Here is a 22,428-nt window from a genome sequence, read left to right on the forward strand (position 1 = left end):
TGCTAATAAAAAACGAGAGATAAGACTAGAAAATAGAACGACCGAGACGCTGACTGAGATGCTCAAGCATCGCTGTGCCCGCAAGTGAGTTGCCATTATTATCGAGTTCTGGCGACCATACACAAATCGACAGTTCTCCAGGGATCACGGCAATAATACCGCCGCCGACGCCACTTTTACCTGGCATACCAACACGATAAGCAAACTCACCAGCACCATCATATAAGCCTGAGGTTGCCAACAGAGCGTTAAGTTGCCGAGTTTGCACTTGAGAAATAAGCTCAGTCCCTGTGATACTTTTGCCGCGATTAGCCAAATACAACATGGCCTTAGACAAGTCAGCACAATTCATCTTCAAGGCGCAATAATGAAAATAGGTGCGCAGCACAGTATCAACATCACCTTGAAAATTACCAAAGGACTTCATCAAATAAGCGATAGCCGCATTGCGCGCACTATGCTGATATTCTGAATCTGCTACTTGTTTATCGAAACACACTTTATCGTTTTGGCTTAATTGCCTGACTAACTCAAGCATTCTGTGTTTAGGTGCACCTAAACGACTCTGCAATAAGTCAGCAATCACTAACGCGCCAGCATTGATAAATGGGTTGCGCGGCTTGCCACGTTCTAACTCGACTTGTACTAAAGAGTTGAATGAATGGCCCGAAGGTTCTTTGCCAACACGGCTCCAGATTTCGGCTTCTTCATATAAAGTTAATGCTAAGGTTAAGCTGAAAACTTTGGAGATACTTTGAATCGAAAACGGCTCAAGGTAATCGCCCGCACCTAAGGTTTCGCCATCAACGGTTGTGACGGCAATGCCTAATTTGCCAGCATCAACGCTGGCCAGTGCGGGGATATAATTTGCAACCTTTCCTTGGCCGAGCAAGGGTCGAACTTTCTCGACCACTTCCTCAAGTAATGCCAACTCGGGCATTAACCCCACCAAATGTCGTACAGTTCGCTAACTTCAACCTGAGACACTTTTTGGGTCGCCCAGAATGCCTTAACTGCAGCAATATCTTCTTCGGTACATTTACCAATCGTTTGGGTGGCGATAATGCCTTCCCATTCGATGTGGCCGCCGCCATGGAAACCTAATTTACGGGTTTCGATCACTTCATCGATGAATTTATCTACAGTTGCATCGATATCGGCTTCAGATACTGATGCATCAAAAGTCCAAGCCATATCGAAACCTAACTCTTGGAATTCATCAACGCGCATTTTCTTACGTAAACGACGGCTACGATTAGTTGCCATAGTGATTTTCCCTTTTGTGTTTAAAATTAGCTAAAATTGAGTTCGTGATTAAGCGATACGCTCAAACATCAGATCCCATACACCGTGACCCAGTCTATGGCCGCGGGCTTCAAACTTTGTCAATGGACGATGATCAGGACGCGGCACCACACTGCCGTCGGCCGACTGGTTTTGATAACCCGGAGCGACTTGCATCACCTCTAACATATGCTCGCTGTACCCTTCCCAGTCAGTGGCCATATGGAACACACCGCCAATTTTTAGCTTGCGACGAATAAGTTCGGCAAATTCAGCTTGTACGATGCGGCGTTTATGGTGACGTTTTTTATGCCAAGGATCTGGGAAGAACAATTGCACTCGGGCTAATGAACCGTCAGCAATCGCATGTTCTAATACCTCCATGGCATCGTGATGATACACACGTAAATTAGTCACACCAGCAATGGCGGCATCACTGAGGCAAGAGCCTACACCCGGTTTATGTACTTCAATACCAATGAAATTTTGCTCTGGTGCATCTTTAGCCATTTGTACTAAAGAGGCGCCCATGCCAAAGCCAATTTCCAGCACAGTATCAGCTTCACGACCAAAAACGTCGCTTAGTACCAATGGCACTGGGCTGTAATCTAAACCCATTGTTGGCCACTGGCTTTCAATAGCGTGTGCTTGGCCTTTGGTTAGGCGACCTTCTCTCAGGACAAAGCTTCTGATCTTGCGCAGATACTTGCCTTCTTCATTAAATTCAGCGGTAGTGACTTCGCTCATTTTTGCCTCGTCTAGTGGACAACACCATCATAAAAGAAGGGCATTATCCAAAGTTCAACATACAGTGCAAGCACTAATGGGGCGAAAGTATACCAAGATTATTTAAGAGTGCGAATTTAGCAGCGATTTTTAGCTTTAGAGCCCTTGCCAACTTATCTTTGACGCTTGTCTAAGAAGATAACTGCCGCTACACTGCGCCGATGAAATCTACAGCCTCCTTCGCTACACGTATCGTCTCTTGGTACGACAATCACGGTCGTAAAACCCTCCCTTGGCAGCAAGATAAAACCCCATATCGCGTATGGGTTTCTGAAATCATGCTGCAACAAACTCAGGTTGCGACTGTTATTCCCTATTATCTTAAATTTATGGCGCGTTTTCCCGATGTGTTAGCACTTGCTAACGCGCCAGACGATGAGGTATTACATCATTGGACCGGTCTTGGCTATTACGCTAGGGCGCGTAATCTGCATAAAGCAGCCAAAATAATCCGCGATGATTATCAGGGATTATTTCCAACACATTTTGAACAAGTGCTCGCACTACCCGGCATCGGCCGCTCGACGGCAGGCGCAGTATTGTCATTGTCACTTGGGCAACATCACCCCATTCTCGATGGCAACGTAAAACGTGTATTAGCAAGACATGGGGCAATCGCAGGTTGGCCAGGGCAAAAGACGGTTGAAGAGCAACTTTGGCAACTGACGGATGCCTTCACACCGCAGCAAGATATTCAGAAATATAATCAAGCCATGATGGATATCGGCGCCAGTATTTGCACTCGTAGCAAACCTAACTGTGCCGCTTGCCCTGTAGCGATTGATTGCAAAGCTCAACTGATTGGCAGACAAACCGATTTCCCTGGCAAAAAGCCTAAAAAAACCATACCAACCAAAGCGGCGTGGATGTTAGTGATGATGCAAGACAACCAAGTCTTTCTAGCTAAACGTCCGCCAGCGGGAATTTGGGGCGGGCTCTGGTGTTTCCCTGAATTCGCTACCCAAGCCGCCCTTGAAACTCATCTTGAAGAGCAAGGGTTTGCTGGGCAACCACTCGAATGGTTAATTGGCTTTAGACACACATTTAGCCACTTCCATTTAGATATTCAGCCCATGATGCTTAACTTAGATAAAACTCACGGCGATAAAACCCTCGGCAATAAAGAGAGCGTGGGCGCTGTCATGGAACAAAACCAGTCTCTCTGGTATAACATAAGTCATCCTTCCAAAGTGGGACTCGCCGCCGCCACCGAGCGCGTGCTAGCCAATTTGGGATCACTCTTTCAATCCGCAGTCAGTAAGGAATAATCATGGCGCGTACAGTCAATTGCGTATATTTAAATAAAGAAGCCGACGGCCTAGACTTTCAACTGTATCCAGGTGATTTAGGTAAGCGCATTTTTGATAACATCAGCAAAGAAGCTTGGGGCCTATGGCAAAAAAAGCAAACCATGCTGATCAACGAGAAAAAACTCAACATGATGAATGTTGATGATCGTAAATTTCTCGAAGAACAAATGACCTCTTTCCTATTTGAAGGTAAAGATGTTGAAATTGAAGGTTTTGTACCAGAAAAAGACCAAGATTAATTCTGGTCGTTAGTCGGCCCTAAGTATAAAGTTTACAAAAAAGCGCCTTTCGGCGCTTTTTGTTTATCTAAATGGCAGAATAAAGAGTTACTTACGCACGCCTTCAACCACTAGATCTAATTCAACATGGCTAGATGCTGGACCTAAATCCATCTTGATACCGAAGTCTTTCATCGCAAAGGTAGTTGTGCCCGTAAAACCGGCACGGTAGCCACCCCAAGGATCCTGACCTTCACCCACAGCATGGGCCTTGATCGCTAATGGTTTAGTCACACCATTTAAAGTTAAGTTGCCGTTAATCACTAAATCGCCATTTCCTTTATCTTCCACCGAAGTAGATGCAAAGGTCGCTTTAGCGAATTTGCCAGTATTAAGGAAATCTTCACCGCGAATATGTTTGTCACGCTCAGCATGGTTTGAATCGACACTTAATGTATTCACAGTGACATTCACTTTCATCGCAGTAGGTTTAGCCGCATCGTAGCTAAAATCGCCGCTAAAATCATTAAAACGCCCCACCACATAGCTATAACCTAAGTGATTCACTTTAAATGTAATAGAAGCGTGAGCGCCTTCATGATCAATCACATAGTCAGCAGCTGAAGCCGCCACAGGAGCCAATAGAGATACACCAATCAGTGCGCTTAACAGTTGCTTTTTCATTGTATTATCCTCGTTTAAATTTAATCATTCTAAGTAGGGTAGTGTCTTTATCGATAAAGTGATGTTTTAATGCGCCCGCCGCGTGAATAACGACCAGCGCGATCAAGCTGTAAGCCGCATACTGGTGAATATCACCCGCGATATCAGCTTGGTTTTCAAACAAAAGTCCCAATCCTGGTAGTTCAAACCAATCAAACACCCAGATACCACGGCCATCTGCGGTTGAGATCAAAATGCCAGCAGTCATAATGACAAAGAGCAAGACATAAATAATAAAATGCGCCAAATGTGCGGCCGTCTTTTCCCACGGTTTATGACTCGCCTCAGGTACAGGCTTGGGATTAACTAAGCGCCATACCAAACGAAATATTGTCGCAGCCAATAACAGAATCCCAATACTTTTATGTAGATGCGGCGCAGTCTTGTACCAAGTACTGTAGTAGGTTAACTCCACCATCCACACACCGACTGCAAATAACCCAATCACGACGAACGCACTCAACCAATGGGTCACAATGGCGGTAATTCCATAAGCAAACTGACTATTTCGAAACATACTGCGACTCCGTACTCGCGTTTTCTTCATGCTATCCATGAAATAATATTCATTATCATAAATCTAAATTTAAAAACTAAAATCAGTAAAAATCGCTTATATCTTTCTAAATTTTAGAAAGTAAGCCAAAAATCATGATCTGTGAGCACAAAGCTATAGTAAACATCAGTATCCCTCTGACTTGAAAAATACAGCCAACGAATGAAATTGAGCTGAATTCGCAAAATAAGAGATAAAAAACACTCAAGATGTGCATTAAACAGCCGAACGAGTGATTTATCGGGAAAAAGCACTTGCAGAGGTCAAACACCCTAGCTAATATAGCCGCACTTCGAACGATGCGGCTTAGCCAACGAGTTCAAAGTAGTTAACTAACGCTTAGTTTAGTTGCCCGAATAGCTCAGTCGGTAGAGCAGAGGATTGAAAATCCTCGTGTCCCTGGTTCGATTCCGGGTTCGGGCACCATTATTCTGTACTAAAAATTGCAGTAAAGATTTAAGCCGGCATAGCTCAGTTGGTAGAGCAACTGACTTGTAATCAGTAGGTCCCGAGTTCGACTCTTGGTGCCGGCACCATATAAAACAATGAAACCACTCAATGAGTGGTTTTTTTGTATCTGAAATTTGAATAATAACTCACAAAGTCTGTGGTCAATCGCAACTGACTTACTCTTGATAATACCAGTAGGTTCCGAGTTCGACTCTTGGTGCCGGCACCATATAAAGCAACGAAGCCACTCAATGAGTGGCTTTTTTGTATCTGAAATTTGAATAATAACCAACAAAGTCTGTGGTCAATCACAACTGACTTACTCTTAATAATACCAATAAGTCCCGAGTTCGACTCTTGGTGCCGCCGGCACTATATAAAACAATGAAGCCACTCGCTTACTCTTAGTTGCTCCGCTTAGTTACATCCCATAAATATCAGCCATCAATCAAAGCTCGACAATACCCAAAGTGTGCCACTGCCCTTTGCTTGCAATAGATGAGCTTAAACCTTAATTTTTATCTCCCCAATAGCAGATAAATGAATGAGGAAGTTAGGATAAACAGCCATAAGGAACACCTACTGGCGTTAAAGTGCTGAAACTTTCAGCGACTCAATATGAGAAAAGTGGAAGAATCAAATAAATGTTCGATTTTTGTTTAATAGTTAATCAGTCATTTAAAAAGGGCTTGCACAGCCAAAGCGAGCACTATATTATACGCGCACTTCGAACGAACAAGGTCTTTACGACTTAGTTTGAAGTAGTTAACTAACGCTTAGTTAGTTGCCCGAATAGCTCAGTCGGTAGAGCAGAGGATTGAAAATCCTCGTGTCCCTGGTTCGATTCCGGGTTCGGGCACCACAATTTAGCCGGCATAGCTCAGTTGGTAGAGCAACTGACTTGTAATCAGTAGGTCCCGAGTTCGACTCTTGGTGCCGGCACCATATAAACAAAAAAGCCACTCAATGAGTGGCTTTTTTGTATCTGTTTTTTGTATCTGAAATTTGAAGTGTTCAGTACAAAGCGCAACTGACTTACTCTCGATAATTTCAGCAGGTCCCGAGTTCGACTCTTGGTGCCGGCACCATATAAAACAAAAAAGCCACTCAATGAGTGGCTTTTTTGTATCTGAAATTTGAATCGTTTCAAAGCAAAACACAACTGACTTTCCTCAATAATAACGATAGCGCCCTCAATACTGGCACAATAAGCGCTCAAATCGAGCGTTAAGATAATTTATTGACTTCATGCAACAGACAATCACTTAATCCTTTACCCCTATAAATGATAGTTTTATATTCGCCACATAAAAAAGCCACTCATTATTGAGTGGCTTTGCGTTCTTATACAAACTATCTAGTTCCAAATGACTCAATCGTGCTTATTTGATGAGCTCGAGTGGCATAGGCCTATCACCTGCTTGAACTTGATGTTGAACATGGCGCCACCCTTGAGTGAGCTCACTTAGATGTGCTTTTCTCTCGGGGAAATGTGTAGCAAGTTTTTCGATAACATCGATTTGCTTCTTACACAATAATGACCAACGATCTGCATTTGATAAGTACATGGCGTTTTCCTTAACTGAGGGGTTACTTTTCCTTAGCCAGTTAAGTCTAGGCTGGAATCATTTTATTGCCAATTCAAAATTGCGCGTTAGCGCACTGTTAAAACAACTAACTCGGGAGTATCTTGGTTCTATAAACATAAGATAGGAGGCGTTATGACAGCCGATATTTTCAAACTCATTTTTGTCGCTATTGGTATATTTCTCGTTTACAAACTGATATTTGGTGGCAAGAAAGGTCTGACTATTTTTGAAATGCATTTTAAAGATGGCCGTATGACTCAGCATAAGGGCAAGATCCCCGAACGATTCGAACGGGAATGTCGCCAAATCGCTAAAACCGAAAAACTGACTTGTACTGTTAGGGCTGAAAAATCAGGAGATGTACGCTTACATATTTCTGCCAACGTGAGTGACAATGTGAAGCAAAGGATTCGTAATCTGTTTCCGTTTGAATATTATGACAAAAAATCGATAGATAACAGTCGTCAAGCGGGTTAGTTCTTCGCCTCTCCCCTAGCAACCTTAATACTTGCTATTGATAGTTAAGTATTGAGGTTGAAGTGAGTTCCTAAGGCATTTTCTTATTTAAACTTAACTGGATACCTAGGTTTTAGAAAATCGGATTCTAACTGACCGTCTTTTCTCGCATCTCGAATACGACGTTCATTATCTTGCACCATAGGATCGCTTGCGGGTTGATGAGGATCGACTTGTTTCTCAGAATGATCCTCAAACTTAAAGTCAAAAGATGAACAAGCAGTTAACGACAGACTTAAAAATACTCCCCATAAAACAACGTGTTTTTTCATCGACTACCCCCTATCTATTTAGACTTAGACTTAAGCTCAGATTAATTAAATTTAAACAATGGGTTGCAATAACCTTACCCCCATATATCACTTATGCCACTAGCAAAAATGCCTAGCTGCAACTTTGGCTTGACTTCAACACTTTAATGCAGAAAAAAGGGGATTATTAGCCAAGCTATACTGTTTAAGCCAATTTAAGTCTTAATCAACTGAGTTAATCCAAGACAAGCTGGGGTAAGCCAACTTAACTAAAAATTGCTGAGACTATTTTTGAATAACTAAAGTGACTTTAGCAAATTTGATGCCAAACTTAATAATATCGCTCTGATTTATAATGGTATTATCATTCACTAAGAACATCCAATCGTCGAAATGAACTTGATATTCCTCACCATCCACAGGCAATAACATATCGTATTTCCAACGTAGCGCACTGCCGCTAGATTGGCCATCGGCAGTACCGATAATGTCACCTGCAGTTCCTGAGTATCGCCCTTCCCCTAGTGCCTTGATGCGCCACACACGAGTTTGAGTTTCACCATCATCATACACAAACCATTCATTAATGACTCCCTCACTTCCCTGCCAACTGGCTTCCATAATGACATTGAATTTGCGAATTACTTTGCCACTAAAATCATGTACGACCCCAGAGGCTTTTAATGGCCCATTAAAAAATGACTCCAAAACCAATGTCGGATGAGTATCTTTATAATCAGTCACTTCCACCGATGAACAACTCGACAACAGCCCTATCATTATTAAACCTAAAAATAACTTTCGGCCGACAAGCCGTTTCAACAATCGCATGGTTTTTCTCCGAGTAATTGCGCCCGTAAACTCGGACGGCTAGTGTCTTTCGATAACCAAATCGCTAAAAATGCCTCAGCAAAATTAGCATCATTGATAATGTCGAGTGGTTGATGATTAAAGAAAAACTGACTCGTTTGTCCATCTATCACCTTAAAACTTAAATGGTCGCCCTGCTTCACATCGGGCCAAGTCGCATTTAATAAACCCAACCAACGTTGGATATCATTTTCGGCAAACGCTAGATGCTGCCATTGATCTTTTGTCGCTTCGAGCAAATCCTCTGACTCAATATCTCGATAATATTCAATATCTAGCAGCAGAGGATATTGCCCCTGTTGATAACGGCCATTTACCGTCATCAGTCTCGCCTTATACAAACTAAACCACAGCCAATCCATTTCTCCGCGGCCCACTTCCTGAAAAGTCTGCGTCACATCGGCGGCATCATTCAGTTCGATAGTAATGTTTTCAAAATCAGGCGTTTTCGCCTCTAACGCTTTTAAAGGTGCGGCCAATAAACTAAGGGCCAATAGACTTAAGCAGCTTGAATTCAAAAATGAAAAACCAAGATTTGGGCTACGATTACGAACTGACGACATGGGATCCCCCTTTTACTGCATGATGTCTTACAACAGGTACTTAACTAAAAACGGCATAATGACTTAACCGCGATCAATTCCTACAACTCAATAATTAACGCCCAAACACAGTAAAAGAACGCGCTTTAGTGCTTCGATTAAATCCATAGGGATTAGCAAGTTGGATTAAAAATGGCAGCAAGACTAGCCAAACCAAAAATAACACCACAGCAGAAATGACATTACCATAGGGCAAACTCACGGCATTAAATTGTGCGCCAGCCAAATAGCTTAACCCGCCAAAAATGCCCCCGAGTAACGCCTGAAATATCAGCGGTAAAGGTCGCATAAAGGCCAAACTATGATTCAGAGTCAAAGCAAAATGCAGCCACAGGCAACCAAGCCACCAAGGGAAAAGAGCAAACTCAAACACCCCTAAAACAGAGAGTACGGTATCTACACCTATTCCTAAGGCTGCAACCTTTAGCATCAATAGCAAATCCACTTTGCGATACTCGGGCTTACCTAAGGAAGCTAGCAGGATAAAGTGAAATAATAACAAAGGGATAGTTAATAATAGTGAGGTGTTAAGCCAAAGTACGCTAGACCACCACACAGCCTGAAAACTCAAGGCGTTATAGAGAATAAAGCCCTGATGTTTAAAAGGAACCCGAGAGTTAGCTAACATGGACTTCATCTTTGCCTCACTTTTATCTTGCTGCAAACAAAGCGGCTCATTCCAACGAAAATGGTTATTTCCACTAAAGTGACTGCTTAATCAAAACAGATTACATCGCATTAGGGCTATGGCTTGGGAGATTATGGCTAGCAATGCGATAGTCCGGACGCACAGCCACTAAATGCACTGTGCTTGTGGTACGTTCTAAAAATCCACCTTCACAATAACTTAGGTAAAATTTCCACATCCGAATAAAATCATCGCCATAACCTAAAGCTTGGATTTCGCCTATCGCATGATCAAAATTCTTATGCCAATGTTTTAAGGTTTTAGCGTAATCGAGCCCCATATCATTGAGCGACCAAACCACCATGTCCGTCTGTTTGGCAATGTGACCGACCATTTGGCTCACTGAGGGTAAGCAGCCACCGGGGAAAATATAACGCTGAATAAAATCCACACTTTTGCGATAGCTGTCATAACGTTGATCGGAAATCGTTATCGCCTGTAGCAGCATGCGCCCATTGGGTTTTAACAATGTTTCCAGCTTTTTAAAGAAGCCTGGTAAATACTCATGCCCCACAGCTTCAATCATCTCGATAGAAACAACCCTGTCGTATTCTCCGGTGAGATTGCGATAGTCCTCTGTCAGCAGCGTCACTTTATCGCTTAGCCCTTCGCGTTCGACACGGGCTTTGGTATAGGCGTATTGCGCATCTGAAATCGTTGTTGTTGTCACGTGCACGCCATAATGCTTAGCCGCATAAATAGCCAGCGCGCCCCAGCCTGTACCAATCTCAAGCAAGGTTTGACCCGGCTGTAAATCGAGCCGCTCACAAATAGTCATCAGCTTAAACAACTGCGCTTCCTGCAAACTGGCTTCCTCATGGGGATAAAGCGCACTCGAATACAACATTTCACGGTCGAGGAATTGCTCATACATAGCATTACCTAAATCGTAATGGGCAAGAATATTGCGCTTTGAGCCCTCTTGAGAATTGCGATTCAGCACATGCTTCACACGGTTTATCGTGCCGGTTAACCAAGAGAATTTGGCTTCAATCTTATCGAGTAAGGCTAAATTACGGGCAAACAGTTGTACGACTTTGGTGAGATCAGGGCTCGTCCAATGGCCTTGAATATAACCTTCACCCGCACCAATGGAGCCTGAAAGCATGATTTGACGATAAAAACTCGGGTGTTTAACCACAAGCGTGGCGTGTAAATCGCTATGACTCTCACCAAAACGATAACTCTTGTCGCCCTCAACCAAGGTCAAGCAGCCATGTGGGAGACTTTCAAGCACCTTAAGCAAGACTTTACGCGCAATACTGTCGGGCAGTTTCCCTGTGGTGACTGAGGTTTGCGAAGCCGTATTTTCCATGTTATTTCTCCATCTGAGCTGGATGCGGCACAAAGGGCACACGTTTAAAAAAGAGTTTTAGCGCTTGCCAATAAATCCCGAAGAAGATCTTGAGAGTCATAAAAGGGAAGCGAAACAAAAGCGTCCGTAAATTGGCCGCCGTGATCGGTTGGCGTTTCATCACTAAATTGGCATTAAACAGTTTTTTGCCATTCTCTTGCATCGACTTGTTTTCAATACCGATGTTTAAGTCTTCACTCGGCGCAGACACATGCCAGAGATAACGCATATCGAGAGTCATAAAGGGAGACACGTGAAACACTTTGTCAGAAGGTTTGGGCGCGGCTAAATCGACTAAATAGCAATGGCGCTGATCCCAAGGCGTGTTACTCACCTCGGCCAACATGTATAAAGGCGTTTGATCCTGATAACAAAAGTAGAAATTTACTGGGCTAAAATACACGCCAAAATGGCGGATCTGACCCACAAACAAAACTCGATCACACAGCTTATCTGCGCCTAACGCTGCCACTTGAGTCAATACGCGACTCTTGAGTGCAGCTGCGCTCGGATCGACAACAGCCACTTCACCGCTGTCATTGGATTTAGTCGTAAAAGAAGTTAAATAGTCTTTAGGATTGAATCTTAATAAAGCGCGATGCTGGCTGGCAAAAACTCGCCCCATGGCACTGATCTTATCGACTTCATCTAAATCAATCGCCAACAGCGCCATGGCATAACTAAAGCTATGTTTAATCGGTGTAAAACGGCTGTGGGATACAGTGCCGTAATAAATACCGCTATTGAGCTCTGTCATATTTAGACCTGTCACATTTAAACCTGTCATAGGCTGACACCAAAATGGGCACACACATCAAGTGCACTGCGAACGCCATCTTCATGGAAACCATTGTGCCAATAGGCGCCAGCAAAATGAGTATGATTTTGCCCGGATATTTCCTCACGGCGGCCCTGAGCCTTAAGACTGGCTTCGTTAAACACTGGGTGGGCATAATTGAAGCGGCGTATCACTTTCGACTCATCAATCAACTCTGACTGATTCAAGGTGACACAAAAGGTCGGCGCATTGGCTGGCAACTGTTGCAGTATGTTCATGTTGTAAGTCACTGACGCTGGACGTTTTAGGTTACCATCTAATCGATAGTTCCAACTCGCCCAAGCGGCTTTTCGCTTCGGTAAAATACGCGTATCCATGTGCAGCACCACATCGTTATTCTGGTAGCTGAGGTCGCCTAAAATGGCGCGTTCTGTTGGCGTAGGATCGTTTAACATCCGCAGTGCTTGGTCGCTATGACAGGCTAAAATCACCTCATCGAATTCCAACCATTCACCGTGAACTTGTAACTTCACCCCATTGCCATGGCGTTCAATACCTGTCACAGGTGAGTTAAGGCGGATATTGTCTTTAAAGGGCGCAATAAGATCAGGAATATAGCTACGCGAGCCACCCTTTAGCACATACCACTGGGGTCTATCACTGACATTTAATAAACCATGGTGCTGGAAGAAACGAATAAAAAACTTCAACGAAAACGCGCGCATATCTTCTATGCTCGAAGACCAAATCGCCGCACCCATGGGCAAAATGTAATGTTCAGCGAAAAATGGTGAGAAGTGTTCACTGTCTAAATAATCACCTAAGTTACCTTCGGGATAAATATCCTGTTGATAGAGTGCCTTACAGCCTTTATTGAAGCGCAAAATTTCTTTTAAAAAGGCCCAAAAGCGTGGATTCAGGAGGTTACGCTTTTGGGCAAACAAACTGCCTAAATTGTGGCCGTTGTATTCAAGCCCAGTCAGCGCATTGTGCACGCTAAAACTCATCTCAGTCGGTAATATGGTGACATTAAGGCGAGCTAATAAACGTTCAAATCGTGGATAGGTTCTGTCATTAAACACGATAAAACCTGTGTCTATAGCGTAGGTTTGCCCTTGATGCTCCACATCGACTGTCGCCGTGTGGCCGCCGATATAGTCATTGGCCTCAAACACTGTAACCCTGTGCGACTCACTTAATAGATGGCCGCAGGTTAATCCAGAAATGCCGGTGCCGATGATGGCGATATTTTTCATAAACTCTTGTCCTTTAGCTGCTTGGCTTGAGTATCGTTTGCAATCATTTTTTGCCACACAAAGGCAGGTAAAAACGACATCAACTTCAATAGATAAGTAAAGCGTCGCGGAAAATGGATCTCGCGCTTGCCACCTTTCAGCCCATTACGTATCGCCTTAGAAGCGGTTTGTACACTCACTTGCATTGGCATAGAAAAATCATTTTTTGCGGTCAGTGGTGTCGCCACAAAACCAGGGCAAATCAAGCTCACGCCTATGTCGTTCTTGGCAAGATCGAGCGCAAGACTCGAGGCTAAATACTGCACGCCGGCTTTAGAGGCGCCGTAAGCTTCAGCGCGAGGGAAAGGTAAATAAATAGCACTAGAACTCATTAAGCCAATACGTGAACCCCTTGGCATTAAAGGTAAAAATGCCCCGAGGCAATATCCCATTGCAATTAGATTGGTATGGATAACGCGCTCAAACAACACATCATCGAAGTCCTTAGCATCATCAATATATTCACAACTACCCGCATTCAAAATGACCAAATCGAGCTGAGAATCGGTTTTCACCAATAGCTCAGCTACATTTTGGCCAGCTTGTTGAACTTGGTCGCGCTGGGATATATCGAAGATAAACAACGTAGCACCTAAGAGTTCATTCAAGGCTAACGCCTCTAACCTTTCTTGGGAGCGGCCACAGGCAATGACGTGCCAACCTAAAGCTAAATAGTCTTGCGCCAGTTGCAATCCAATGCCTGAGCTTGCACCTGTAATCAGCACTGTATTTATTTTCATCGGCTTAACAGCGTCCATTACTTTGCCGCCCTGTCTTTGAGTAAGCGGATAAGGCCGCCCATACAAGGCAAATGCTCATACAACATTTGCCCTAAGTCGAAGTAATCCCTGTGAAAATAAATCTTGTCGTTGAATTTAAGTTGGCTCATGCCATCAACACGGATAAGTCCGCCTTTATTCAACTTAGGGTGGCTATATTGCATCTGCCAAAACAGCGCGGCTTGATTCGCATCCTGCTGCACTTCTTTGATCTCAAACTGAATATGCTTAACATTCTTATATAACTTCGCGAAGTACTGAGTTAACGACGCTAGCCCTGTGATTTGATGCATAGGATCGGTAAAACTAATATTGTCGTCGTAAACCTGAGCTAACAGATGCAAATTATCTTTATTCAAAGCTTGATAAAGCTGAATAAAATCATCAACAAGCGTATTAGTCTCAGTCGTCGCTTGGTTTGTCATCTTGTTATTGCTCCTGATCCTATTTATTGGGCCGCGGCCTTTTTCAATACGCCTAATACGGTTAATGCCCTTGCTCTTGCTGCACTGTGCTCGACAATCGCACTTGGATAAGCCGTTTTAGTGTTGAATAACGGCTGTTCAAACAAGGACGGTGTCTGCGCTGTACTGGGTTGATGTAATTGCTTAATTCCCCAAGATGCGAGCTCTGGTAAATACTTACGGATAAAGCTGCCATCTGGATCAAACTTTTCACTCTGGCTTATAGGATTAAAAATACGGAAATAAGGCTGAGCATCGCAGCCACAACCAGCAGACCACTGCCAGCCGCCATTATTCGCGGCTAAGTCACCATCAATCAGTTTTTGGCGGAAATAGCGCTCGCCCCAGCGCCAGTCAATCAGCAGATGTTTAGTCAGGAAACTCGCCACCACCATACGCAGCCGATTGTGCATCCAACCCGTTTGATTGAGCTGGCGCATTGCCGCATCGACAATCGGATAGCCAGTACGACCTTCACACCAAGCAGCAAACTCCTGCGGGTTATTGCGCCACTGCACATGGTCGGCTTGACGATTGAAATTGTGATTCTTAGATAAATCGGGAAATGCCACCAGCAAATGACGGTAAAACTCACGCCAAGTAAGCTCATTTAACCAAGTACGAGCAGGGCTAGTGTCGTCGACAATCACCTCAGGGAATTGATGCAGCAGCGCGGCAACGCATTGTCTTGGGCTCACCACACCAATGGCCAGATAGGGTGAAATTGAACTAGTGCCATCAATGGCGGGGAAATCCCTATCTTGCTTATAATCCTGCACTTTCTGCTGAATAAATGCCGAGAGCAAACGCTTTGCCTGCCCTTCTCCCGCAGCCCAAAGTTCACTCGACACTTTAGTGACATTGTTAAACAAAAGCGGCTTTGGCTCGGCCAACACAGGTCCAAGTGGCGCCGGAACAGGAAGCGGCAAAATGGCATGGCGGGCGGCAATTTCTCGCCACTTACGGCTAAAAGGAGTGAAAACCTTGTACATGTCGCCGGACAAATTCAGCACAGTGCCCGGCTTAAGCAAACAATGCTCATCGGTTAACACCAGAGGAATCCCCGATTGAATACAGGCTTGGTCGCGCTGTTGCTCGTTAATCTCAGGCTCGCGACCAGCAAACACTCGGCCAATCCCCAGTTGCTGGCAATAGTGACCGATAAACTCAGGTACATCAGCAAAGGTATCTAACTGAATTAACTCGAATCCAATACCAAGACTCGCCAGTCCTTGGGCAAGTAAATTGATATGACGTTCGATAAAATCCAACTGAATGGGCGCAACGTCATGGCGCTGCCACTGAGCTGGCGTAGCAATGTAAATGGCCTTAAGTGCCACGCCATTCTCCCGCGCCCAATCGCAAGCAGCGGTTAATGCCTGATTATCGGCAAGGCGTAAATCTTGGCGAAACCACATCAGTGCATTATTGCCCTGCACTTTTATTGGAATTGAATCTATTTGCATTGAATCGTTAGCTAATGTCATTGTTTTTCTCGCTATTTATCTGCTCGCTTTGATTCACGGTATTCATCTTTCCACTGTGCTTACGACTTCTATTCACCTTCCCCGCTAAACGAGATGGCATTTTCCCAATCAAGTCCGTCGTCGAAGACGCCAAAAAAGCAGATAAAAAGCTTAACGTTGGCGCAAAAGGCCCCATAAACCAGCATGGGAAAGTCATTTGTTCCAATACAGTCAGCATTTCAGTCTGTTCAGAACCCGAATGATTTGAGTCGGGAATAAGCAAAAGTGCATCGACGTTAAGCCTGCCTCGCAGCAAAGGTAAACTGCCCATGGCTTGCTCGCCAAGATCAATAACCGATACCCGCAGCGACGCTAACTCGAGCGATAGAAGTAGAGAAAACAAAATGTTAGTGCGGGTGGAATTAAGCGAGGTATGTACCCCACGGGATAGACTCACCACAGCGATTCTCGCCGTCACGGCCTGTCCATTAAAGGCATGACGTCCACCCACTCGGTTAAGTAACTCGCTCTTTAACCAAGCAATAATTAACTCGGCATCAAGCCGCTCATTCACTAAGTCCTCGAGTTGATTAAGCCAAGGTTGTAGCAACTTTTCTTTCACCAATTGGAAAGGATATAAGCCAAATGCATCATCTAATATCTGCTGTAATTTGTGCTGATTGAAATCGAATAATGCCGTATTGAGCGCAGTGACTTGCTCGCACCATAAATCAATGGCTTGAGTTTGAACTATTTCTGTAAATGAAGATTTAGCAGCACTCATCAGCAAAGGTTTAACCTTACTGATCGCAACACCTTTAGCTAGCCATGCATTAATCTCATGGATTTCTTGGATATTTTCGCTCGTATATAATCTGTGTCCCTTGGGTGTACGTGCAGGGATCACTAAACCAAAACGGCGCTGCCATGCCCTTAAGGTCACGGCATTCACGCCCGTTAAGGCCGACACTTCACCGATGGGGAGTAATATCTCACCATTGGGTTCTGTGTGGGCCGTGTTCTCTATAGTTTGTTTCATATTTCAGTAATAACTCACTAAATCAAAAGCTAAAATCAACTGAATGCGATTAGATAAACGTTAATAGGCATAGCGCAGCTTTAACGCCTCAGGATGAGGGTTTAAGTACACTTGCTCTTCAATATAAGGTGTTGGAAATTCGCGTAAATAATGGTTAATGAGCGTGATAGGTACTAATAACGGCAATAGACCTTGGCGATATTTCATAATCGCTTCAGACAGTTCTATCTTTTGCTCTTTGCTCAAATGCTTTTTAAAGTAACCCTGAATATGCTGCAGCGTACTGGTATGATTTTTACGGGTCGCATTAATTTTCAGCGCCGTCATAAAGCCTTCAAAGTAGCGGGTCGCGCTTTGCTCAAGATCCTCAATATTGGCCACTATCGGCCCAAGCTCGCGATACCATGTCGGGCTGTGTGCCATTAATAGGTATTTATAGCGGGAATGAAACTTCACTAACTTATGCTTAGTCAGCCCTTCATGTTTCATCAGGTGCCAATCGTGATAGGCATAAACGCGGGTGAAAAAGTTCTCCCGCAGCACCATGTCATGCAAGCGGCCTTCTTCTTCCACGGGCAATAGTGGATACCGTTCCATCAACTTGCGAGCAAATACACCAATGCCAGACTTAGAACCATTGTTAGTGCCAATTTTATACTCTGTTACCCGCTCCATGCCGCAGGTTGGCGACTTAGCGCAAAGTAAGTATCCTCCGAGGAAATCGAGCTCTTCAACCTTGTTTTCGCTGTATTCATTGAGCTTATCGGTCACATCTAAGCTACCGTCACCACTCTGAACTAAGATGGTTTCCCCATCACGGACTAGTCGGATACTTTTACGGGGCGCACCTAAGCCAATCGCTATTTCTGGACAGATAGGCACATAATCGAAAAATTGCTTAATCTCTTGATTACAATAGGTCGAATTTTTATGTCCGCCATCAAAACGAACCTTCTCCCCCAATAGACAAGCGCTGATCCCAATCTGAATTCGCTGCGGGTTAAACTTGTACATAAGTAGACTCCTTGTATCACTATGCCTTTAATTACGGACCATAGTTGTACAAGGATCAAGTTTTTGTATAAATATTTTTTAAAAGTATCGTTTAACAGTGACTCCTGATAAATCAACCACAAATAAACCTAACTTGGCCTATAACTTGCTAATTCAAATTGCAAAGTTGTCATCAGATAATATTGAAACGTCCAGCAACACCCATTAGTTAACCGCTCAACATTTTAAACCGCTGGTGGCCAAGGGACAGATTCATATATAAAGGAGTCGGATATGAGCACAATTAACCCTAATAGTTATACCAATACCTTTGCGAAAAGTTATGCCAATGTGCCACTCAAGCAAGTCGAGCCGAGCACAAATGGCCTAGGAACTCGTGCAAATTCAATGACGGCGACGAATCTAACATCATCAATAAGCCAAGATACTGTAACGCTCTCCTCTGCAGCATCGGTAACGACTGCCGATACCTATAGCCATCTGGCCCCTAACGCTAAACAAGGCTACACGGGTAATCTGCAAGCCATGCAGGCTATTTTAGATAACCGTACAGGAGTCGATAGGGATAAAATTAATAAGATAGATGAAGAAATGGCGAAGGTTGCAGCCGATGAAAATCTATCTGAAGAACAAAAAGCCAAGCAACTAGAATTACTGCAAGCGCAAAAATTGGATCTGATTAAGGAATCATCGGAGAAAAATGAAGAGCGGCAACGTCGTATCGAGCCCGAGGTGTATTACAGCTAACGAAGAAATGACCCGCAAAGGAAAAATTTGGCAGTGAAGGAAGTAACAAGTGGGATACAGAGTGTATTTTCTCGGTGAAATATCAGTCTAATCATTTAAAACTAGACTGATATTTTATAATGTCGCTCAATCTGTTACTAAAGACACCAACGCTTAGGATTGTTTTTCTACCTTATTAATACTGCCCTTATACCCAGTTTCGTCGACAGCCTTAAGCAAACTATCTAGATTAAAATCCTCTGGCACTGTCACTAAGGCTTGCTCAGTTTTTAACGAAGCCTTAGCCTTAATCACCCCATCGGTTTTACGCAGCGCTTTATTCACGACAGTGACACACAGCGGACAAGTCATGCCCTTAACATCTAAGGTGACCAGCACGTTTGCCGCCCAGCTCGACGCTGAACACAGACTTAAGGCGAGAAATAACACTAACTTCATTCAAGCACCTCTAATAACCAAGGTAATACAAAAGGATATGACTGAAATGCCAGCACAACAGGTACAGTTAACCAGTACAGCCACAGCATCTGAGTACGACTCAACGTCGCGGTACACAGTGGCTTTTTAGCAAAATAGAGCCGCCAAAATCCCATCAGAATCAGCCCAGACGACAGTATCAACATGGGTACTTGCAGCCAGCTAAGTTGCTCAATCCCCGATAGACTTGCGGCCGACACCCCGAACACCAGATAAATAAGCGGTGCAATACAGCATAGGCTTGAAGCAACCGCAGCAACCACTGCGGCGGCCATAGTCGCGAAGAGGCCCTTAGCGTTGTTCGGTTGACTGGTAGTCATAGGCAAACACTTTAGGCTCATAATAGTTCACGGGATCGCCATCAACTTCGGCATACGGGTAGCCAAAATTATTCAGTGGTGTCTGTTCGGCTGTAGGGAATAAATCAAAGTCACGGCCATAGTTAAAGCCAACCCAGTTCATTTCCCAATTGCCAAAGAGGTAATCATTCACGGCCTGAACTGCGGGATCGTTGTGTTCCTTTTTCTCCGTCAAACGCATTTTTGTCACATCAGCAGGATCGGCTGGCAACCAACCATAACCCGCTAAATAGAACATAGCGCGACAATGTTGACCACCACTGACATCGGCAACCCCTTTGTCATCGGCACTACCAAAGGCCTTTTTAGAGTATTCGCCCATCTTGATCGCCTGACCTAAGCGAATCCCAAACATCTCACGGGCAGGGATCCCCACTGCGCGCATTAGCGCCACAAATACTGAGTTAATATCAGTACACTTACCGCCTAACTTGCCACTTTCGAGGATACTTGCTACATCACCCGTACCACAGCCAATCACGCTATTATCGCGAAACATATTAGCGCTAACCCAAAGATAAATCAGTCGTGCTTGCTTCAGTGGTTCAGTCTCGCTACCAACGATCTTATCTGCTGTTTGCTTCACAATACCATTAAGCGGCATGTGTTTAGTCGGCAGCAAATAACGTTCAACATCTGCAGGATAATGTATCTGCTCTGGGGTGCGGTAATGGGTTAAGGCACCGCTTTTAACGGGTTCCCAATCTATCGTTTCAATATCAAGCTCAACCGTTATTGTCATGTTCGCTTTGGCATCGGGCCAAGTCGCAAACAGGGTTTTGGCGCCATAACTGTTGTTTGAGCTGATATAGGCGTCTTTAAAACTACCCGTAAAATTCAGCTGACTCACCAATTGGAATTGCGTGTCTTCGGGCAAAGGGATCCACAACTTAACCACACCCTCAGACCCTTCTGGGGCAATAAGATGGTAAGTATTGATTAAGGTAAAACGGCGGCGTCCATCGCTTGAGCCATGTTCAACGACACTCGATTTAGAGGAAGATGCCAGTACTGGCGTGATAAAACCCGCAGTCGACAAAATAGCCGCACTTTTTAAAAAATTGCGTCTTTGCATTATGACATTCCTTTTATTGGATCATGTTTAGGAAGAAGAGAAACTCAACATAAGAGAGCAAGATTATAGGTGCTATAGCACTGTGCAGCAATCAAGCTGCTAACCATACAGTATAAAACCACTACATCGGAGAAAAAGACTCAGTAAAATATGCTACAGCGTTGGCATACACATGAAAATGGAATAAATATCGACGTTGACTTAACAAGCATAATCAATGATAGATTTAGAGCATTTTTATGTAAAAAGCCCAATTTTAGTTTAATAAAAAAGTATCAATTGCGTTATTTTTATAATCTAAAGGCTAAATAACAACCATATTTAGCTTTGGCTAATATTGTTAATAAAAATAATTATCTCACCACTTTTCACTCAAGCTTTGAGTCTCTCATTTAGCAAAATCAGTAATATTCTTTGGCAAATATTACCTAACGCTTTTTACTCATAAGATATCAAACTTATCTTTCAAAATGGGAGTTAGACCACCATGTTGCAAAAATGTTTAATAAAAGTTTGCGTATGTTTATACCTGTTCTAGGCTTAAAAACGAATATACTCACTTAAAGGGCTTTTTTATGAAACATAAGCTTTCATTAGGTCTTTGCTCACTTTTGCTCAGCTCTACCGCTTATGCAGAAGTCAACATTTCAGGTTTTGCCTCAGTTGTTGCAGGTCAAGTTCTCGAAGGTTCGGGCGTTGCAGAGTTTGATTTAGGCCCCACCTTTCTCGCCGACTATCCACTCGTTGGCGCCTATGATGAAGATATTAGTTTCAAACCCGATACCTTATTTGGTATTCAATTCTCAGCGGATTTGCTCGAAGGTTTATCTGCCACTGCACAGGTTGTTTCCCGGGGGGCTGATGACTTTTCGGCAAGTTTTGAATGGGCTTATCTGTCCTATGAGATCAATGAGCATTGGACAGTACAAGGAGGTAAAAAACGCTTACCGCTCTACTATTACAGTGACTTTTTTGATGTTGGATATGCTTATCCTTGGATACGTCCACCCGCAGATAATTACACATGGCAAATATTTAACTACACAGGTGTCAGCGCCTTATATAACTATTTAATTGGCGACTGGACTATGTCTGGACAAGTCTATTACGGTAGCGAAGATAGCGAACCTAATAAGCTTTTATCTGATTTTTTCTTCCTCGAAAATACCCGAGAAGTATGGAAGGATATAGGCGGTATTGTTGTTCAATTCAACAAAGATTGGTTAGATATTCGCCTCACGCATATGCAATACACTAACGAACGTTATATTGGTGGTATTCAGCAGGAATGGAATGGTAGCAACCAACGTACGGGTAAGTTTTATGGCCTATCCGTTAATATAGATTATGAGAATTTCCTTTTTTTATCTGAGCTTAACCGCTTAGATCTCGATGGGAGTAATCTAGATACTTATCTTCTCTCGTTCGGCTATCGTATCGATTCAGTGATGCCTTACATTTCCTATTCGGACTTCAATGATGGTGAAGGCTGTACTGGTCAACCCAAACTGGACACTTTTAGTTGAGAATTTTCAAACTCTACAGGTGACAGATCACCATTAGCAGAATGAAGTCGCTCCAAGTTGTAATATTTCATGTAAGCAGTCACATCTTGCTTCATAAACTCCCTTGTTGGTTGATTAACTTTAAAAATCCAATCGTGTTTTAAGCTGCCAAAGAATCGCTCAACAACGGCATTATCCCAACACGCTCCCACATCACCCATGCTGGCTCGGAT

The 22,428-nt window shown here is 43.7% G+C and carries 26 protein-coding genes, 4 tRNA genes and 1 pseudogene; 9 read left to right on the forward strand and 22 right to left on the reverse strand.

What is annotated here, in order from left to right; translation table 11 throughout:
* Nucleotides 1-25: 25 nt before the first annotated feature.
* Genes glsB through trmB form a run of 3 tightly spaced genes read right to left on the reverse strand, consistent with a single transcriptional unit; the run spans nucleotide 26 to nucleotide 2,031 of the window.
* The gene (glsB, locus tag L5M10_RS10415) at nucleotides 26-940 is read right to left on the reverse strand and encodes a glutaminase B (RefSeq protein WP_113939414.1); all 915 of its coding nucleotides are present in this window, start codon (nucleotides 938-940) and stop codon (nucleotides 26-28) included.
* A complete protein-coding gene (locus L5M10_RS10420) occupies nucleotides 940-1,266 on the reverse strand; it encodes a YggL family protein (RefSeq protein WP_028761293.1) in 327 nt (108 codons plus the stop codon). Before L5M10_RS10420 ends, glsB begins: the two co-directional genes overlap by 1 nt.
* Nucleotides 1,267-1,314: 48 nt before the next feature.
* On the reverse strand, nucleotides 1,315-2,031 hold the full coding sequence (gene trmB / locus L5M10_RS10425) for a tRNA (guanosine(46)-N7)-methyltransferase TrmB (protein WP_263255234.1): 717 nt from the start codon (nucleotides 2,029-2,031) through the stop codon (nucleotides 1,315-1,317).
* Nucleotides 2,032-2,231: 200 nt separating this feature from the next.
* Between trmB and mutY the strand changes: the two genes are divergently transcribed.
* Nucleotides 2,232-3,338 carry an A/G-specific adenine glycosylase gene (gene mutY / locus L5M10_RS10430; protein ID WP_263255235.1) on the forward strand — a complete coding sequence of 369 codons (1,107 nt, stop codon included), beginning with the start codon at nucleotides 2,232-2,234 and terminating at the stop codon, nucleotides 3,336-3,338.
* 2 nt (nucleotides 3,339-3,340) lie between these two features.
* Nucleotides 3,341-3,619, forward strand: a complete 279-nt coding sequence (locus L5M10_RS10435) for an oxidative damage protection protein (protein ID WP_011788659.1) — start codon at nucleotides 3,341-3,343, stop codon at nucleotides 3,617-3,619.
* 87 nt (nucleotides 3,620-3,706) lie between these two features.
* Here the strand turns inward: L5M10_RS10435 and L5M10_RS10440 are convergent, their stop codons facing one another.
* Together L5M10_RS10440 and L5M10_RS10445 are read right to left on the reverse strand one after the other, a co-directional pair.
* Nucleotides 3,707-4,282 carry a YceI family protein gene (locus L5M10_RS10440; protein WP_028761297.1) on the reverse strand — a complete coding sequence of 192 codons (576 nt, stop codon included), beginning with the start codon at nucleotides 4,280-4,282 and terminating at the stop codon, nucleotides 3,707-3,709.
* A 4-nt stretch (nucleotides 4,283-4,286) separates the two neighbouring features.
* Nucleotides 4,287-4,838, reverse strand: a complete 552-nt coding sequence (locus L5M10_RS10445; RefSeq protein WP_198572673.1) for a cytochrome b — start codon at nucleotides 4,836-4,838, stop codon at nucleotides 4,287-4,289.
* Between the two features lie 389 nt (nucleotides 4,839-5,227).
* Between L5M10_RS10445 and L5M10_RS10450 the strand changes: the two genes are divergently transcribed.
* From L5M10_RS10450 to L5M10_RS10465, 4 genes are all read left to right on the forward strand, one after another.
* Nucleotides 5,228-5,303, forward strand: a tRNA-Phe gene (locus L5M10_RS10450).
* A 34-nt stretch (nucleotides 5,304-5,337) separates the two neighbouring features.
* Nucleotides 5,338-5,413 (forward strand) — tRNA-Thr (locus tag L5M10_RS10455).
* 700 nt (nucleotides 5,414-6,113) lie between these two features.
* Nucleotides 6,114-6,189: transfer RNA gene (locus L5M10_RS10460), tRNA-Phe, on the forward strand.
* A 7-nt stretch (nucleotides 6,190-6,196) separates the two neighbouring features.
* Nucleotides 6,197-6,272, forward strand: a tRNA-Thr gene (locus tag L5M10_RS10465).
* A gap of 437 nt (nucleotides 6,273-6,709) precedes the next feature.
* Here the strand turns inward: L5M10_RS10465 and L5M10_RS10470 are convergent.
* Nucleotides 6,710-6,895: a hypothetical protein gene (locus tag L5M10_RS10470; RefSeq protein ID WP_105251863.1), complete on the reverse strand. Its 186-nt coding sequence runs from the start codon at nucleotides 6,893-6,895 to the stop codon at nucleotides 6,710-6,712.
* Between the two features lie 153 nt (nucleotides 6,896-7,048).
* Between L5M10_RS10470 and L5M10_RS10475 the strand changes: the two genes are divergently transcribed.
* Nucleotides 7,049-7,393: a DUF3634 family protein gene (locus tag L5M10_RS10475; RefSeq protein ID WP_105251862.1), complete on the forward strand. Its 345-nt coding sequence runs from the start codon at nucleotides 7,049-7,051 to the stop codon at nucleotides 7,391-7,393.
* Nucleotides 7,394-7,476: 83 nt separating this feature from the next.
* On the opposite strand, the gene L5M10_RS10480 is transcribed toward L5M10_RS10475, so the two are convergent.
* From L5M10_RS10480 to L5M10_RS10535, 12 genes are all read right to left on the reverse strand, one after another.
* A complete protein-coding gene (locus L5M10_RS10480; RefSeq protein ID WP_113939410.1) occupies nucleotides 7,477-7,704 on the reverse strand; it encodes a hypothetical protein in 228 nt (75 codons plus the stop codon).
* Between the two features lie 264 nt (nucleotides 7,705-7,968).
* Nucleotides 7,969-8,514: a DUF3833 domain-containing protein gene (locus tag L5M10_RS10485; RefSeq protein WP_263255236.1), complete on the reverse strand. Its 546-nt coding sequence runs from the start codon at nucleotides 8,512-8,514 to the stop codon at nucleotides 7,969-7,971.
* Nucleotides 8,502-9,116, reverse strand: coding sequence for a chalcone isomerase family protein (locus L5M10_RS10490; protein WP_263162111.1), 615 nt, complete (start codon nucleotides 9,114-9,116; stop codon nucleotides 8,502-8,504). Before L5M10_RS10490 ends, L5M10_RS10485 begins: the two co-directional genes overlap by 13 nt.
* 94 nt (nucleotides 9,117-9,210) lie before the next feature.
* Nucleotides 9,211-9,792, reverse strand: coding sequence for a DUF2878 domain-containing protein (locus L5M10_RS10495; RefSeq protein ID WP_263255237.1), 582 nt, complete (start codon nucleotides 9,790-9,792; stop codon nucleotides 9,211-9,213).
* 91 nt (nucleotides 9,793-9,883) lie between these two features.
* Nucleotides 9,884-11,158 carry an SAM-dependent methyltransferase gene (locus L5M10_RS10500; RefSeq protein ID WP_263255238.1) on the reverse strand — a complete coding sequence of 425 codons (1,275 nt, stop codon included), beginning with the start codon at nucleotides 11,156-11,158 and terminating at the stop codon, nucleotides 9,884-9,886.
* 1 nt (nucleotide 11,159) lies between these two features.
* Nucleotides 11,160-11,984, reverse strand: coding sequence for a DUF1365 domain-containing protein (locus L5M10_RS10505; protein ID WP_263255239.1), 825 nt, complete (start codon nucleotides 11,982-11,984; stop codon nucleotides 11,160-11,162).
* On the reverse strand, nucleotides 11,981-13,231 hold the full coding sequence (locus tag L5M10_RS10510; RefSeq protein ID WP_168823032.1) for an NAD(P)/FAD-dependent oxidoreductase: 1,251 nt from the start codon (nucleotides 13,229-13,231) through the stop codon (nucleotides 11,981-11,983). The genes L5M10_RS10505 and L5M10_RS10510 overlap by 4 nt, the downstream gene beginning before the upstream one ends.
* A complete protein-coding gene (locus tag L5M10_RS10515; protein ID WP_263255241.1) occupies nucleotides 13,228-14,028 on the reverse strand; it encodes an SDR family NAD(P)-dependent oxidoreductase in 801 nt (266 codons plus the stop codon). Before L5M10_RS10515 ends, L5M10_RS10510 begins: the two co-directional genes overlap by 4 nt.
* Complete coding sequence (locus L5M10_RS10520; RefSeq protein ID WP_263255242.1) at nucleotides 14,028-14,474, reverse strand: nuclear transport factor 2 family protein; 447 nt, start codon at nucleotides 14,472-14,474, stop codon at nucleotides 14,028-14,030. Before L5M10_RS10520 ends, L5M10_RS10515 begins: the two co-directional genes overlap by 1 nt.
* 23 nt (nucleotides 14,475-14,497) lie before the next feature.
* Nucleotides 14,498-16,000: a deoxyribodipyrimidine photo-lyase gene (gene phrB, locus L5M10_RS10525; protein WP_263255243.1), complete on the reverse strand. Its 1,503-nt coding sequence runs from the start codon at nucleotides 15,998-16,000 to the stop codon at nucleotides 14,498-14,500.
* Nucleotides 15,987-17,018 carry a MerR family transcriptional regulator gene (locus tag L5M10_RS10530; RefSeq protein ID WP_168823024.1) on the reverse strand — a complete coding sequence of 344 codons (1,032 nt, stop codon included), beginning with the start codon at nucleotides 17,016-17,018 and terminating at the stop codon, nucleotides 15,987-15,989. Before L5M10_RS10530 ends, phrB begins: the two co-directional genes overlap by 14 nt.
* Nucleotides 17,019-17,078: 60 nt before the next feature.
* Nucleotides 17,079-18,032, reverse strand: a complete 954-nt coding sequence (locus L5M10_RS10535; protein WP_198573745.1) for a YbgA family protein — start codon at nucleotides 18,030-18,032, stop codon at nucleotides 17,079-17,081.
* A gap of 273 nt (nucleotides 18,033-18,305) precedes the next feature.
* Between L5M10_RS10535 and L5M10_RS10540 the strand changes: the two genes are divergently transcribed.
* Complete coding sequence (locus L5M10_RS10540; RefSeq protein ID WP_263255245.1) at nucleotides 18,306-18,779, forward strand: hypothetical protein; 474 nt, start codon at nucleotides 18,306-18,308, stop codon at nucleotides 18,777-18,779.
* Between the two features lie 153 nt (nucleotides 18,780-18,932).
* Here the strand turns inward: L5M10_RS10540 and L5M10_RS10545 are convergent, their stop codons facing one another.
* The 3 genes from L5M10_RS10545 to L5M10_RS10555 are packed head-to-tail and all read right to left on the reverse strand — an operon-like array spanning nucleotide 18,933 to nucleotide 20,690.
* Nucleotides 18,933-19,217 carry a heavy-metal-associated domain-containing protein gene (locus L5M10_RS10545; RefSeq protein ID WP_028761311.1) on the reverse strand — a complete coding sequence of 95 codons (285 nt, stop codon included), beginning with the start codon at nucleotides 19,215-19,217 and terminating at the stop codon, nucleotides 18,933-18,935.
* The gene (locus L5M10_RS10550) at nucleotides 19,214-19,531 is read right to left on the reverse strand and encodes a hypothetical protein (RefSeq protein ID WP_309247085.1); all 318 of its coding nucleotides are present in this window, start codon (nucleotides 19,529-19,531) and stop codon (nucleotides 19,214-19,216) included. The genes L5M10_RS10545 and L5M10_RS10550 overlap by 4 nt, the downstream gene beginning before the upstream one ends.
* Before the next feature lie 16 nt (nucleotides 19,532-19,547).
* The gene (locus tag L5M10_RS10555; protein WP_131523632.1) at nucleotides 19,548-20,690 is read right to left on the reverse strand and encodes a transglutaminase-like domain-containing protein; all 1,143 of its coding nucleotides are present in this window, start codon (nucleotides 20,688-20,690) and stop codon (nucleotides 19,548-19,550) included.
* Between the two features lie 575 nt (nucleotides 20,691-21,265).
* Here L5M10_RS10555 and L5M10_RS10560 point away from each other — a divergent pair.
* Nucleotides 21,266-22,180, forward strand: a pseudogene (locus L5M10_RS10560) (porin); the annotation flags it as partial.
* 8 nt (nucleotides 22,181-22,188) lie between these two features.
* Here the strand turns inward: L5M10_RS10560 and L5M10_RS10565 are convergent.
* On the reverse strand, nucleotides 22,189-22,428 hold a 240-nt coding region (locus L5M10_RS10565), incomplete at its 5' end, for an integrase core domain-containing protein (RefSeq protein WP_263176386.1).

The sequence above is a fragment of the Shewanella sp. SM32 genome, from assembly GCF_025654235.1.
GTDB lineage: Bacteria > Pseudomonadota > Gammaproteobacteria > Enterobacterales > Shewanellaceae > Shewanella > Shewanella oncorhynchi.